Origin of the sequence: Micromonospora sp. NPDC047738, from assembly GCF_040642675.1 — a bacterium.
GTDB lineage: Bacteria > Actinomycetota > Actinomycetes > Mycobacteriales > Micromonosporaceae > Micromonospora.
Genome location: NZ_JBEYSO010000002.1, coordinates 233,577 through 246,719, shown reverse-complemented (window position 1 = coordinate 246,719; position 13,143 = coordinate 233,577). Strand labels below are relative to the sequence as shown.

Sequence of the window (13,143 nt, the reverse complement as noted above, 5' to 3'; positions counted from 1 at the left end):
CGGAGTGACCGAAAAGGCGGGACTTTTCGGGTCGAACACACCGGTCCGGGTCGACGCGGACCGGAACGAGACGACGGGAAAGGGAACGCCCGGTGGAGTACACGTCCGGCGCCGCCTCCTGGCAGAAGGTCCTCCGGCGGGCGGTCGCCGGCCTGCTGCCCCGACGGCCGCGGCAACGCCGCCCGGGCTGGTCGATCGGCGTACCCCTGATTGCCGCCGCGGCGGGGCTGCTGTTCACCACGACCGCGACCACCGCCGGCGGCACGCCGCTGCGGGAGGACCGCCGGCCCCAGCTCACCCAGTTGATCGAGGACCGGCGGGAAGAGGTTGCGGCGAGCGAGAAGCAGGCCGCCGAGCTGCGCGCCGAGGTCGAGGAGCAGACCGCCGCGCTGGCCGACACCGACGGCCCGATCAAGGCCCAGCGCGACCGGGCCGCCGCCAGCCGGCAGGCTGCCGGGTTCACCGCGCTCACCGGCACCGGGGTCACCATCGAGCTGGACGACGCGCCCCGGCGGGCCGACCAGGCCCTGCCCAAAGGTGCCAGCAATGACGACCTGGTCGTCCACCAGGGCGATGTCCAGGCGGTCGTGAACGCGCTCTGGGCGGGTGGAGCCGAGGCGATGTCAATCATGGACGTCCGCGTCCTCAGCACCAGCGCGGTACGCTGCGTCGGTAACACCCTGCTGTTGCACGGCCGGGTGTACTCCCCTCCGTTCAAGATCGTGGCAATCGGCGACCCCGCCGCTCTTCAGCGCGCGCTCGCCGCCTCCGAGGGAGTCCGGTTGTTCAGGGAAGCGGTCGACCACTACCAGCTCGGGTACAAGGAGACCGCCTCCACGGTCACCGTGCCGGCGTTCGAGGACTCGACCGCGCTCCAGTCCGCGAAGGTGCTGCAGTGAGGCCGGAGGACGCGCGGGAGCGCCACGACGACCGCGAGGGGCCGACCGCGTTCATCCCGAAGGTCGACCGGCCCGCACCGCCCCCGGCCCGGCCCGCGCTCGACCTGCCCTGGCCGGAGGCGGAGGCGCTCGATGCGCCGGGCGGCCGGCCGGCCGCCCGGTTCCCGTCCCCGCCCCCGCCCTGGACCGGTGACTCACAGGCCCGCCCGCCGGCGCCCGCCGCCGGCCCGGAGCGCCGCCACCACGAGCCCCGCCAGCCGGCCTCGGGCAGCTGGGCGGACATCCAGCCGGCCGGCGGCCCCGCCGAGCCGGCCAGCCGCTGGCCGGCGGACCCGGCCACCGCCGGCCCACGCACCAACACAGCCGACGACCGGTTCGACCGCCGGCCGGGGCCGCCGGGCCCGGGGGGCACCGCGCCGGGCCGCTGGAGTGGCGACGACCCCATCGCCCGGTCAGGGCTCAGCACCCACACGCCGGGCCGCCGGGCCGCCGACGAGCCGAGCGCAGGCCGGCCGGAGGGCCGCACCGCCACGCCCGGCCACCGCACCTTCGACGGCCCCGGCGCCCGCCGGACAGAGGGTCCCACCGCCGCGCCTGGGCACCGCGCCCCCGATGGCCCCGGCACCCGCCGGGCGGACGGCCCCACCGGCGCGCCCGGGCTCCCTACGCACGTACCGGGCCACCGCGCCCCCGACGAGCCGGTCGCCCGCGGGTTCGACACCGCGGCGGTACGACCGGCCGCGCCGGGCGACGGGCCGACCGCGTTCATCCCCCCTGTCGGCGACCGACCCGCACGCCGCTCCGCCGGGCACCCGTACGAGGGCCATGGCGTTCCGCCGACCGGACGGCCCGGCCGAGACGCGGCCGGCGCCGCCCCTCGGGGCGGGTCACCGGCCGCCGGCGTCCCCCGGGCGGCGGGTCCGACCGGGAGCGGCCCGGGTGGACCGGCCGGCGCCCCGGCGGACCCGGGCGCGACCGCCCTGATCCCCGCTGTCCCGAACCGGCCGGCCCGGAACCCGGCCCTGGACTCGACCGCGCTGATGGGTGCGGTGCCCCCCGTCCAGGACTCCGGCGACGAGCCCGACACCCCCGCCGCGCCGCCCACGCCCCGTCGGGGCGAGCGGGTGGTGCAGCTACGCCCCGAGCAGACCGGCGAGGGCTACAAGAGCGTCTACTCGGAGCTGACCCGGCCCACCGTCGGTTCCCGCCTGCGTACCGTCGTGCGGGGCACCGGCGAACTGCTGATCACCTTCGGCCTGGTGGTGCTGCTCTTCGCCGGGTACGAGATCTGGGGCAAGACGGTGATCGTCGACGCCCACCAGAACGACCTGAACAGCCAGCTCGCCCAGGAGTGGGGGCCCACCGGGGACCCGACGGTCAGCCCGAGCGCGCCCGCGGCGAAGCCCACGCCACCGGCGGAGGGCAAGCCGGTCGCCGGGCTCTACATCCCGAAGTTCGACAAGCACTGGGTGGTGGTCGAGGGAGTCAGCCCGGCCGACATCCGGTACGCCCCCGGCCACTATCCGAAGAGCGCCCTGCCGGGCCAGGTGGGCAACTTCTCCGTGGCCGGGCACCGCATCCGGGCCACCTTCTGGCGGCTGGACGAGCTCCGCACCGGTGACAACATCGTGGTGGAGTCCAAGAGCGACTGGTTCGTCTACAAGGTCTACGAGCAGCGCATCGTCCGGCCGAACCAGGTCGAGGTGGTGGCCCCGGTGCCCGGCAAACCGGGCGCGAAGCCGACCGAGAAGCTGCTCACCCTGACCACCTGCAACCCCAAGTTCGACAACTACCAGCGGCTGATCATCCATGCCCGGCTGGACCACGTGCAGGCGAAGTCGGCGGGCCGCCCGGCCGAGCTGGAAGGTTGACGATGTACGGGTGGATCTGGCGCAAACTCCCCTTCAGGCTGGCGGGCAAGCTGGCCGGCTCGGTGCTGCTCACCGCGGCGGCGGTCGCCCTGCTCTGGTTCGTGGTCTTCCCGTGGGCGGAGCCCCTGCTCCCCTTCGACGACGTGCAGGTCACCCAGGAGTCCGGCGTACCGGGTGAGGATTCGGGCGGCGGGCTCAACGACCCGGGGGTGACCCCGAGCCACGAGGAGATCCCGTACAGCACGGAGACGAACAACGCCCCGCCCCCCACCCCGAACAGGTGACTCCGATGCGCGTCCTGGTGATCGACAACTACGACTCGTTCGTCTTCAATCTGGTGCAGTACCTCGGCCAGCTCGGCGTGGACTGCGACGTCCGGCGCAACGACGAGATCGACGTCGCCGAGGTGGGCCGGGTGGGCGCGGCCGGCGTGCTGCTGTCGCCCGGGCCGGGGAGTCCGGACCGCGCCGGCATCTGCCTCGACGTCATCAAGGAGTACGCCGGCAAGCTGCCCCTCTTCGGGGTCTGCCTCGGCCACCAGGCCATCGGTGAGGCGTTCGGCGCGACCGTGACCCGGGCGCCCGAGCTGCTGCACGGCAAGACTTCCGAGGTGAGCCACCACGGGGTCGGCGTGCTCGCCGGCCTGCCCGACCCGTTCACCGCCACCCGGTACCACTCACTCGCCGTGCTGCCCGAGACCCTTCCGGAGGAGCTGGAGGTCACCGGCTGGACCGGCTCCGGCGTGGTCATGGCGATGCGGCACCGGACCCTGCCGATCGAGGGGGTCCAGTTCCACCCCGAGTCGGTGCTGACCGAGGGCGGGCACCTCATGCTGGCGAACTGGCTGGCCACGTGCGGCTTCCCGGAGGCGCTGGAGCGGGCTCCGGAACTCGCCGCCGAGGTGGACGCCCGCCGCCGGGCCGCCTTCGCCGCCGCCTGACCGTCAGCTCCCCGACCCGGGCGCCGCCGCCCGGCTTGATCCACTCCGCTTACGCGACATCGCGGTGTCGTATGGACTCGGACGCCGCCATGTCGGCGACATTGAGTCGATCATGATGGGCCAAGGCCCGACCGAATCGAGGCCCCGACACGGGGTCGGGGCCCCGATTCGTCACGGCCTGGCGTTGTACGCCGTCGGCGGGGTCGGGAAGGGGAAGCCTCCGCCGCCCCCGGTCGGCGAACCGGTGGGGTCCGGCGTCGCGGTCGCCGAGTCGGACGGCTCCGGCTCGGGGATGTCGACATCGATGGTAACCGTGCTGCCCTTGGGGAGCTTCGTGCCCGATTTCGGGTTCTGTCCGCTCACCTTGCCGGCCTGGTCCGGCGGCACCAGATCGCCATCCCGGGTGCGTACTTCGTAGCCGGCGTCCTTCAGGCGCTTGATGGCCTGTTCCTTGGTGTAGCCACGGACATCCGGCACCTCGTTGACGTTCCCCTTGGAGACCTGCACCTTGACGGTGGAGCCCACCGGCACGGTGGTGCCCTCCTTGGGATCGACGTTGACGACGATGCCCTTAGGCAGGCCGCTGTCAACGTTCTCGGAGTCGACTCTGAGTTCGAGTTTCTTGAGCTGCTGCTCAACATTCGTGAACTGGGAGTTCTCCAACCCGGTCGGGATGGTGGCCATCTTCGGGCCGCCGCAGATCTGGAGCGTCACCACCGAGTTCTTGGCCGCCTCGGTGTTCGGATCTGGGCTCTGGCCGACGACGGTGTCCTTTTCACAGGTGGCGTTCTGCACCGGGTCGCCGAGCTCCCAGCGGAGCCCGGCCTGCTGGATCACCGCCTGCGCCTCCACCTGGCTCTTGCCCTGCACCCCCGGGACCTGGACCTTGTCGGCGCCGGCCTGGCTGAGCCAGAGGGCGGCGGCCAGGGCGATCACCGCGAGTACGCCGAGCGCGGCGAAGGTGGCGATCACCCAGGCAGAGCTCTTGCGCTTGCGCGGGTCGCCGACCCGGGCCGGGACCTGCTGCCGGGTCTGCGGCCCCATCACCTGCGTCTGGTAGCCCCCCGCCCCGGCCGGGGCCATCGGGGCGGTCTCGTCGGCGGGCATGACCGGGGTGGCCAGCACCGGCCGGCCGGCGGCGGCACGGAGCAGGTCCGCCCGCATCTCGCCGGCGCTCTGGTAGCGGTTCAGCGGATTCTTGGACAGCGCCTTGAGCACGATGGCGTCGACCGCGGGGTTGACGTCCGGGTTGATGCTGCTCGGCGTCGGCGGGGCCTCCCGCACGTGCTGGTACGCGACGCTGACCGGGCTGTCCCCGACGAACGGCGGGTGCCCGCAGAGCAGCTCGAAGAGCACGCAGCCGGCCGCGTAGACGTCGGAGCGCGCGTCGACCGCCTCACCGCGGGCCTGCTCGGGGGAGAGGTACTGCGCGGTGCCGATGACGGCGCTGGTCTGCGTCATCGTGGTGGCCCCGCTGGCCAGCGCCCGGGCGATGCCGAAGTCCATCACCTTGACCTGGCCGGTCTGGGTGAGCATGACGTTGCCGGGCTTGATGTCCCGGTGGATGATCCCGTGGCGGTGGCTGAACTCCAGCGCCGCGCACATGTCGGCGCAGATCTCCAGCGCCCGCCGCGGCTGCAGCCGACCCTCGGCGCCCAGCACCTCCTTGAGGGTCCGCCCGTTGACGAACTCCATCACGATGAAGGGCAGCGTCTCGCCGGTCGGCGCGGTCTCCTCGCCGGTGTCGTACACGGCGACGATGGCCGGGTGGTTGAGCGAGGCGGCGTTCTGCGCCTCACGCCGGAACCGCATCTGGAAAGTGGCGTCCCGGGCCAGGTCCGCCCGGAGCATCTTGATCGCGACATCCCGACCGAGCCGGAGATCGCGACCGCGGTGCACCTCCGCCATGCCGCCGTAGCCGAGCAGCTCGCCGACCTGGTACCTGCCACCGAGCAGGCGGGCCTGCGCTGTCATCGCGTCTCTCGTCCTTCGCTCGTCGTCGTGTCGCCGCCAGTCGGCTGGAGCCGTACCTCACGACGGTACGACGTCCGGACCAGATCGTCCCCTCCGTGGGCCCGCACCGCGCCGGAGGTCACGCTCACCGGGGCAAGCGCGCCGGGGTCCCCGGCCAACGTGCCCTTCTTGTACTTGTACGAAATCACGCCCGAGCAGAGCACGACCAGTATGGCCACCACGATCGCGATCACCCACCGCCCGGACCGGGACCCGCGGGGAGCCGGGGCGGCCGGCGGGCTGGCGTACCCGAGGGGGTTGGGCTGCCGGGGCGGCGGGACGGTCGCCGCGCCGCGTGGGGCCAGCGGTGGGCGGGGCTGCGGGGCGGGCGGTGCCACCGCGGCCGGCCGGGCGGCGACCGGCGGGCGGCCGGCCACCGTGGGCGGGTGGGGTTGCGGTCGCGGCGCGGCCGGGACCTGCGCCCGGGCCGCCGGTGCCGCCGACGAGGAGGGTACGGCGGAGACGGGCCCGGGACGTCCGCCGGCACGTGCCTGCTGCGACAGGGCGAGCTTGGCCTGCCGGGCCACGCTGGCCAGGGCGGCGGCGCTGGGCCAGCGGGCCGCGGGGTCCTTCGCCAGGGCCCGCTCGACGATGGCGCGGACCTGGGGCGGGATGTCGGCGGGGAGCGGCCGGGGAGCCTCCCGGACGTGCTTCATGGCGATTTCGAGGGGGTTGTCCCCCTCGAACGGCCGCCGGCCGGCGAGGCACTGGTACGCGACCACGCCGAGCGCGTACACGTCGGAGGCGGGGGTGGCGACGGCGCCGGTGGCCTGCTCCGGGGAGATGTACGAGGCCGTGCCGAGCACCGAGCCGGCGGCGGTGAGCTGGCCGACCAGGTCGGAACGGGCGATCCCGAAGTCGGTGAGCACCAGCGTGCCGTTCGGCCGGACCAGCAGGTTGCCCGGCTTCACGTCGCGGTGCACGATGCCCTTCTCGTGGGCCGCGTGGAGCGCGTCGGCGGCCTGCGCGAGCAGGGCCATCGTCCGGGCGGGGGTGAGCCGCCCGACCCGGCTGAGCGTGGCGGAGAGCGCATCGCCCTCGACGTACTCCATGACCAGGAAGGCGATCTGCTGGTCGCTGCCGAAGTCGTAGACGTCCACCACGCCGGGGTGGTTGATGGTGGCCATGGTCCGAGCCTCGCCGCGGAACCGCTCGGCGAAGCCGGGCTCGTCCAGCAGGGCGGGGAGCAGGCTCTTCACGGCGACCGTACGACCCAGCACCTGATCGGTGCCGCGCCAGACGTCGCCCATGCCACCGCTGGCGATCCGCTCGTCGAGGCGGTAGCGGTTGCCGAGCTGCACCCCTGGGCTGAGCATGTCAGCGGCCTCCGGAGCCGGCGATGGCCGCCTCCATGATCCGGCCGGCGATCCGGGCCGCCTCGGCGCTGCCGCCCTTGCCGGCCCGCTCCAGCTCCACGCAGACGGCGGAGATCGGGGTGCCGTTCTTGTCCAGCGCGAAGCCGATGAACCAGCCGTGGTCGGGCGTGTCCGGGCCGGACTGGGCGGTACCGGTCTTGCCGCCGACCGTGTAGCCCTTGATGGCGGCGTTCTCGCCGGTGCCCTTCTTGACGACGCTGACCATCATGTCCTGCAGGTCGGCAGCCACCTGGCCGCTCACCGGCCGGCGCAGCTCGCGCGGCTTGGCGGTGTAGTAGCTGGTGGTGCGGTCCGGGGCGAGCAACTGCTTGACCAGGTACGGCCGCATCTGGCTGCCGCCGTTGGCGACCGAGGCGGCGATCAGCGCGCCCTGCAGCGGCGTCATCCGCACGTTGTTCTGCCCGATCGAGGACTGGGCCAGCGCGGCCGGGTCGGTGCCCCCGTCCGGGTTCTGCATGTCACCGGTCCGGCTGGCCGCCACCGGCAGGCCGCCCTCGTTGAGCTGCCCGACGGTGAGGTCGTCCTGCTCGAAGCCGAACTGGCGGGCCTTCTCCTTGACCTTGTCGGCCCCGAGCTTTACGCCGAGCTGGGCGAAGCCGGTGTTGCAGGAGAACGTGACGGCGTCCTTGAGGGTCACCGGGGTGCCGGTCGGCCCGGGGCAGATGGTCGTGGCGGCGTTCTTGATCGGCGAGCCTGAGGTCGGCGGGGTGTAGGTCGACCCGGCCGGGATCTCGGTCTGCGGGCCGATGCCGCTCTCCAGGGCCGCCGCGGCCATCACGATCTTGAAGGTGGAGCCGGGGGGCAGGGTTTCGGACAGGGCCCGGTTGGCCAGTGGGCGGTCCGGATCCTTGTTGAGCTTGTTGTACGCCGTCTGGGCCGCCTCCGTGTCGTGGCTGACCAGCGGGTTCGGGTCGAAGCTCGGCATGGAGACCAGCGCCTGCACCGCCCCGGTACGCGGGTCGATCGCGATCGCCGCGCCCCGGGTGGCCCCGACCCGGTTGTTCTGCAGCTGCTTGAAGGCCGTCGCCTGCGCCCCCTTGGAGAGGGTCAGCAGCACGTTGCCGCCACCGGTCTTGTTCCCGGTGAACATGTCCTTCACCCGGTCGCCGATGAGCTGGTCGCTGGTGCCGGCGAGGAAGTCGTTCTCGACCTGCTCGATGCCGATGTCGCCCAGGTTGACCGGCTTGTAGCCGAGCACGTGCGCGTACATCTCGCCGTCCGGGTAGCTGCGCTGGAACTTCAGCTTCCCGCCGGTCTCCTTGCTGAGGGCGTACGCGGTGCCGCCGACCTCGATGTTGCCGCGCTTGCGCTCGTACTCGGCGACCTGGACCCGGCCGTTGTAGTCGCTGTTGCGGTATTCGTCGGCCTTGTAGGCCTGAATCCAGTTCAGGTTCGCGAAGAGCAGCCCGAAAAGGATCATCACGACCACGCCGACGCGGCGCAGGGGTGCGTTCACGGCCGGATCACCTCCGTGGGAGCACCGTGCAGCTGCTCGGGCGGGCCGCCGGACGGCCGGACCGCCGGGCCACCGGGCGCCACCGGCCGGCGAGCGCCGTCGGAGACCCGGAGCAGGACCGCGATGAGCAGCCAGTTCGCCATCAGCGACGAGCCACCGGCGGAGAGGAACGGGGTGGTCTGACCGGTCAGCGGGATGAGCTTGCTGATCCCGCCGACGATGACGAAGACCTGCAGGCCCAGGGTGAAGGCCAGGCCGCCGGCGAGCAGCTTGCCGAACGAGTCCCGCACCGCGAGGGCGGCCCGCAGCCCCCGCTCGACGATCAGCAGGTAGACCACGAGCAGCGCGGAGAGGCCGAAGAGTCCGATCTCCTCGCCAATGCCGGCGAAGATGAAGTCCGTCTGCACCTCGGGCAGCAGGGTCGGCTGGCCACCGCCCGGTCCGGCCCCGAAGAGGCCGCCGGTACCGAGCGTGAGCAGACCCTGGACGAGCTGGTAACCCTTGTCGTACGGGTCACCGAACGGGTCCAGCCAGATCTCCGCCCGTAGGTAGAAGTTGGCGAATGGACCGCCCACCGTCCCGCCCAGCAGGTAGGCCAGGTAGGCGCCGCCGAAGAACAGGATCAGACCGATGAGCAGCCAACTGACCCGTTCGGTGGCGATGTAGAGCGTCACCACGAACATGCCGAAGTAGAGCAGCGAGGTGCCCAGGTCCTTCTCGAAGACCAGGACCAGGAGGCTGATGATCCAAACCACCAGGACCGGCCCGAGGTCCCGCCCGCGCGGGAAGTCGATGCCGAGCACCCGCCGGCTGGCCAGCGACAGCACCTCCCGCTTGCGGACCAGGTAGTAGGCGAAGAAGGCGAGCAGGGCGAGCTTGGCGAACTCACCCGGCTGGATCGAGAACCCGCCGATCCGAATCCACAGCTTGGCGTTGTTGATCTCGGAGAACCGGGCCGGCAGCACCGCCGGGATCATCACCAGCACGATGCCGGCCAGCCCCAGGGTGTACGCGTACCGGGAGAGCGACCGGTGGTCCCGCATGATCGCCAGCAGGGCGGCGGCGAGGATCACCGCGGCGAGCGTCCAGGCGAGCTGCCGGCCGCCCGTACCGGCGAAGATGGCGAGGTGCTCCCGGTCGGCCGGGGCGGCCTGGGCCAGGTCGTAACGGCGCAGGAAGCCCACGCCGATGCCGTTGAGCAGGGCGACCGCCGGCAGCAACGCCGGGTCGGCGAAGGGCGCCAGCCAGCGGATGATCAGGTGCAGGCCGAGGAAGACCAGCCCCAGCGCGGCGGCCGGGATCCAGAAGTCCGGGGTGACCGTGTCCAGCACGGTCGCCTCGACCGTCGCCGAGTATGCCGCCACCAGCACCATGGCGAGCAGGAGCAGGGACAGCTCGGCGTTACGCCGGGACCGGGCCAGGCGCACGCCAGGCTGCTCGCCCGTCGAGACGGGCGAGGTTGCCGGTACGGCGGCTGCGGTCACGGATGAGTCCTCGGGCTCGAGCCGACGGTCACTCCGGCGACCGGCAGCCTGCCGGGTCGACCGGCGGGACCGTGTCGGAGGGGGCGACGTCGGGCGTGGTGGTGGGCGCGGTCGGGGCGGTGGCCGGCGCGCTGGCGGTGGCGCTGACGGCCGGGGCCAGCGGGCTGGCCGTCCCGGTCGGGACAGCGGTCGGGGAGACGGTCGGCGTCGGGCTGACCGCGACCGCCGTCGGGCTGGGCGGGCAGGTCGGCTTGAGGTTCGGGTTGGCCGGATCGTCGCTGGTCAACTCGGCCAGCCGACGCTCGGCGTCCGGCTCGCTCTTCGCCTGGATGCCCTGCTTCACCTGCTCCTGCGCGGCCAGGGTGAGGTCGTCCAGCTTGGCCGGGCTGGTGGCGTGCACGTTCGACAGGTCGAGCCCGGCGATCTGGCCCGGCACCCCGCGGAAGACCGCGAGCTTGCCGTCCTCGGTGGCGCCGACGTAGTACTGGCGCTGGGTGTAGCTCCACCCACCGAAGAGGCCACCGCCGAGGATGACCAGCAGCGCCAGCAGCATCGCCGCGGTGCGCACCGGGCGGTGCCGACGGCGTTCCGGCTCGTCCTCGCGGTCCACCGGATCCTCCGGCGCGGGCGGCCGCGGCGCGGACAGGGCCGAGGCGCGGGCCGCCGGGGTGGACCCGTCCGCAGAGGTGGCCATGCCCCGGTCCCGGGCGGCGGCGCCGCCGACGATCGGGGATGCCTCGACGATGTCCTGGTCGGTGGCGTCAGCGATGATCACCGTGATGTTGTCCGGGCCGCCGCCGCGCAGGGCGAGCTGAACCAGGCGCTCGACACACTGCTGCGGATCGGCGTACTCGCGCATCGTGTCGGCGATGGTGTCCGCGCTGACCACGCCGGACAGCCCGTCGGAGCAGATCAGGTAGCGGTCGCCGGGGAGCACCTGGCGGACGCTGTACTCCGGGTCGATGTCGCGGCCGTCCAGCGCCCGGGTGAGCAGCGACCGCTGGGGGTGACTGCTCGCCTCCTCCGCGCTGATCCGGCCCTCGTCGACGAGCATCTGGACGTACGTGTCGTCCTTGGTGATCTGCGCGAACTCGCCGTTCCGCAGGAGATAGGCGCGCGAGTCGCCGATGTGGACCATGCCGAGCTTGCTGCCCGAGAAGAGGGTGGCGGTGAGCGTGGTGCCCATCCCCTCCAGCTGTGGGTTGGCGTCCACGGTGTCGCGGAGTTGTTGGTTGGCGGTGCCCACGGCGGAACGCAACGCGTCGACGAGGGCGTCCCCGGGGACGTCCTCGTCGAGTGGCGCCATGGCACCGATGACGATGTTGCTGGCGACGTCACCGGCGGCCATGCCGCCCATGCCGTCGGCGACGGCGAGCAGCCGCGGCCCGGCGTAGACGGAGTCCTGGTTACCGTCTCGGATCAGACCGCGGTCGCTGTGGGCCGCATAGCGCAGGGTCAAAGTCATGGCCGTAATTCGAGGGAGGTGCGGCCGATCCGGATCGGCACGCCGAGGGGGACGGGGGTCGGTCCGGTGACCTTAGCGCGATCCAGGTAGGTGCCGTTAGTCGATCCGAGGTCCTCGACAAACCACTGCCCGTCGCGCGGCACCAGCCGGGCGTGTCGCGCTGACGCGTAGTCGTCGGTGATGACCAGCGTCGAATCCTCGGCCCGGCCGATGGTGATCTGCGACTCGCCGAGGGTGATCCGGGTGCCGGCCAGCTGGCCGGCGGTGACCACCAGCTGGTGCGCGGCTCTGCCCCGCTTCACCTTCGCCGGCCTCGCCGCCTGCCCGGTCGAGGCCCCGACCGCGCGCGGCGCGGCCACCAGCCGACCCGACCGGGCCCCCGCGAAGAGATCTCGACGGATCACCCCGACCACCGTGAACACGAAGATCCACAGCAGGATGAGGAACCCGAACCGGGCGACGGTGATGACGAGTTCCGGCAAGGCGGATCAGCCGTCCACGCGGAAGGTCAGGGTGGTCGTGCCCAACTGGATCATGTCGCCCGGGTTGAGGGCGACCGCGGAGACGCGCTGGCCGTTGACCATCGTGCCGTTGGTGGAGCCGAGGTCGGTCAGCACGACCTGGCCGCCGTCGAAGTCGAGCCGGGCGTGCCGCCGCGAGATGCCGACGTCGGGCAGGCGCAGGTTGGCCTGGTCGCCGCGGCCGATCACGGTCGAGCCCATCTGGAGCGGGTACGTGCGGCCGTCACCGGAGACCAGCCGGACGTTGCGACCGCCGCCGTGCCCCGGCGGCGGGCCGTAGCCGCCACCCTGGTCGTACGACGGGTAGGCCGGGCCGGCGTCGTAGCCGCCGGGCGCGGAGACCGGGGCGACGTCGCCGCCGGTGTAGACCTCGGCGGTGACCCGGAACATCCCGGTGTCCAGCCCTTCGCCACGCTCGACCTCGACGATCACGTCGCCGTAGACCGTCCAGGCCTGCTCGCCGATGAACTCCGCCTGCGACTGGGCCAACTCCTGGGCCAGCGCGGCGGCGTACGGCGCCAGCCGACTGTGGTCGTACGGCGAGAGATCGATCACGTAGCGGTTGGGCACCAACGTGCGCCCACCGGCCAGGATCGCCTTGTGCGCCTCGGCCTCCCGCTGCATGGCGTTGAGGATCTCCACGGGGTGGACCACCCCTTTGAAGACCTTGGCGAAGGCCCCCTCGACCAGGCCTTCCAGACGCTTCTCGAAGCGTTGCAGCACGCTCACCGGCTCCTCCTCGGGTTCCGAGGCAATGATGGTATCCGGACACCGCCTCCGCAGCTCACACGCCGCTCGGCCGGCTGCCGGCGGCCCGTTCGTGGCCGGCCCTGCGGTCGTGCTACAGTTTCGTCCGCCACGAACGGTGATCGCTCGTAGCGATGACCGGGAACAGCGTAATATGTCTCGGCACCTGCCGCAGACGGTGGGACCGGGATGAGTTACGGTGTTCCAGGTCAAGGCCACGGGGAAGTGGCGGAATGGCAGACGCGCACGGTTCAGGTCCGTGTGCCCGAAAGGGCGTGGGGGTTCAACTCCCCCCTTCCCCACCATCACGAGGGCTCCGCACATAGCGGGGCCCTCGCGCCATATCGGGGCATGCCGGACGTCACGCTATG

The 13,143-nt window shown here is 72.4% G+C and carries 11 protein-coding genes and 1 tRNA gene; 5 read left to right on the top strand and 7 right to left on the bottom strand.

The genetic code is table 11. The annotated features are described in order from the left end of the window. Window positions 1-92: 92 nt before the first annotated feature. From ABZ783_RS04475 to ABZ783_RS04460, 4 genes are read left to right on the top strand one after another with little or no spacing between them, the layout of a single operon-like run. Window positions 93-899, top strand: coding sequence for a DUF881 domain-containing protein (locus tag ABZ783_RS04475; RefSeq protein WP_357434498.1), 807 nt, complete (start codon window positions 93-95; stop codon window positions 897-899). Continuing rightward, complete coding sequence (locus tag ABZ783_RS04470) at window positions 896-2,770, top strand: class E sortase (protein ID WP_357434497.1); 1,875 nt, start codon at window positions 896-898, stop codon at window positions 2,768-2,770. The genes ABZ783_RS04475 and ABZ783_RS04470 overlap by 4 nt, the downstream gene beginning before the upstream one ends. Window positions 2,771-2,772: 2 nt before the next feature. Beyond that, entirely contained in the window at window positions 2,773-3,054 is a 282-nt protein-coding gene (locus tag ABZ783_RS04465) for a hypothetical protein (protein WP_357434496.1), read from the top strand. A 5-nt stretch (window positions 3,055-3,059) separates the two neighbouring features. Beyond that, window positions 3,060-3,710, top strand: coding sequence for an aminodeoxychorismate/anthranilate synthase component II (locus ABZ783_RS04460; RefSeq protein ID WP_357434495.1), 651 nt, complete (start codon window positions 3,060-3,062; stop codon window positions 3,708-3,710). A 171-nt stretch (window positions 3,711-3,881) separates the two neighbouring features. On the opposite strand, the gene pknB is transcribed toward ABZ783_RS04460, so the two are convergent. The 7 genes from pknB to ABZ783_RS04425 all read right to left on the bottom strand — a co-directional run bounded on the left by pknB (window position 3,882) and on the right by ABZ783_RS04425 (window position 12,754). Then, window positions 3,882-5,684 carry a Stk1 family PASTA domain-containing Ser/Thr kinase gene (gene pknB, locus ABZ783_RS04455; RefSeq protein ID WP_357434494.1) on the bottom strand — a complete coding sequence of 601 codons (1,803 nt, stop codon included), beginning with the start codon at window positions 5,682-5,684 and terminating at the stop codon, window positions 3,882-3,884. Next, a complete protein-coding gene (locus tag ABZ783_RS04450) occupies window positions 5,681-7,039 on the bottom strand; it encodes a serine/threonine-protein kinase (RefSeq protein WP_357434493.1) in 1,359 nt (452 codons plus the stop codon). The genes pknB and ABZ783_RS04450 overlap by 4 nt, the downstream gene beginning before the upstream one ends. 1 nt (window position 7,040) lies before the next feature. Then, complete coding sequence (locus ABZ783_RS04445) at window positions 7,041-8,555, bottom strand: penicillin-binding transpeptidase domain-containing protein (protein WP_357434492.1); 1,515 nt, start codon at window positions 8,553-8,555, stop codon at window positions 7,041-7,043. Continuing rightward, a complete protein-coding gene (locus tag ABZ783_RS04440) occupies window positions 8,552-9,928 on the bottom strand; it encodes an FtsW/RodA/SpoVE family cell cycle protein (RefSeq protein WP_357434769.1) in 1,377 nt (458 codons plus the stop codon). Before ABZ783_RS04440 ends, ABZ783_RS04445 begins: the two co-directional genes overlap by 4 nt. 139 nt (window positions 9,929-10,067) lie before the next feature. Further along, the gene (locus ABZ783_RS04435) at window positions 10,068-11,504 is read right to left on the bottom strand and encodes a PP2C family serine/threonine-protein phosphatase (RefSeq protein WP_357434491.1); all 1,437 of its coding nucleotides are present in this window, start codon (window positions 11,502-11,504) and stop codon (window positions 10,068-10,070) included. After that, window positions 11,501-11,986, bottom strand: coding sequence for an FHA domain-containing protein (locus ABZ783_RS04430; protein ID WP_357434490.1), 486 nt, complete (start codon window positions 11,984-11,986; stop codon window positions 11,501-11,503). Before ABZ783_RS04430 ends, ABZ783_RS04435 begins: the two co-directional genes overlap by 4 nt. A gap of 6 nt (window positions 11,987-11,992) precedes the next feature. Next, the gene (locus tag ABZ783_RS04425) at window positions 11,993-12,754 is read right to left on the bottom strand and encodes a DUF3662 and FHA domain-containing protein (RefSeq protein WP_073836910.1); all 762 of its coding nucleotides are present in this window, start codon (window positions 12,752-12,754) and stop codon (window positions 11,993-11,995) included. A 237-nt stretch (window positions 12,755-12,991) separates the two neighbouring features. On the opposite strand from ABZ783_RS04425, the gene ABZ783_RS04420 reads away from it, so the two are divergent. Beyond that, window positions 12,992-13,077: transfer RNA gene (locus ABZ783_RS04420), tRNA-Leu, on the top strand. Window positions 13,078-13,143 lie beyond the last annotated feature (66 nt).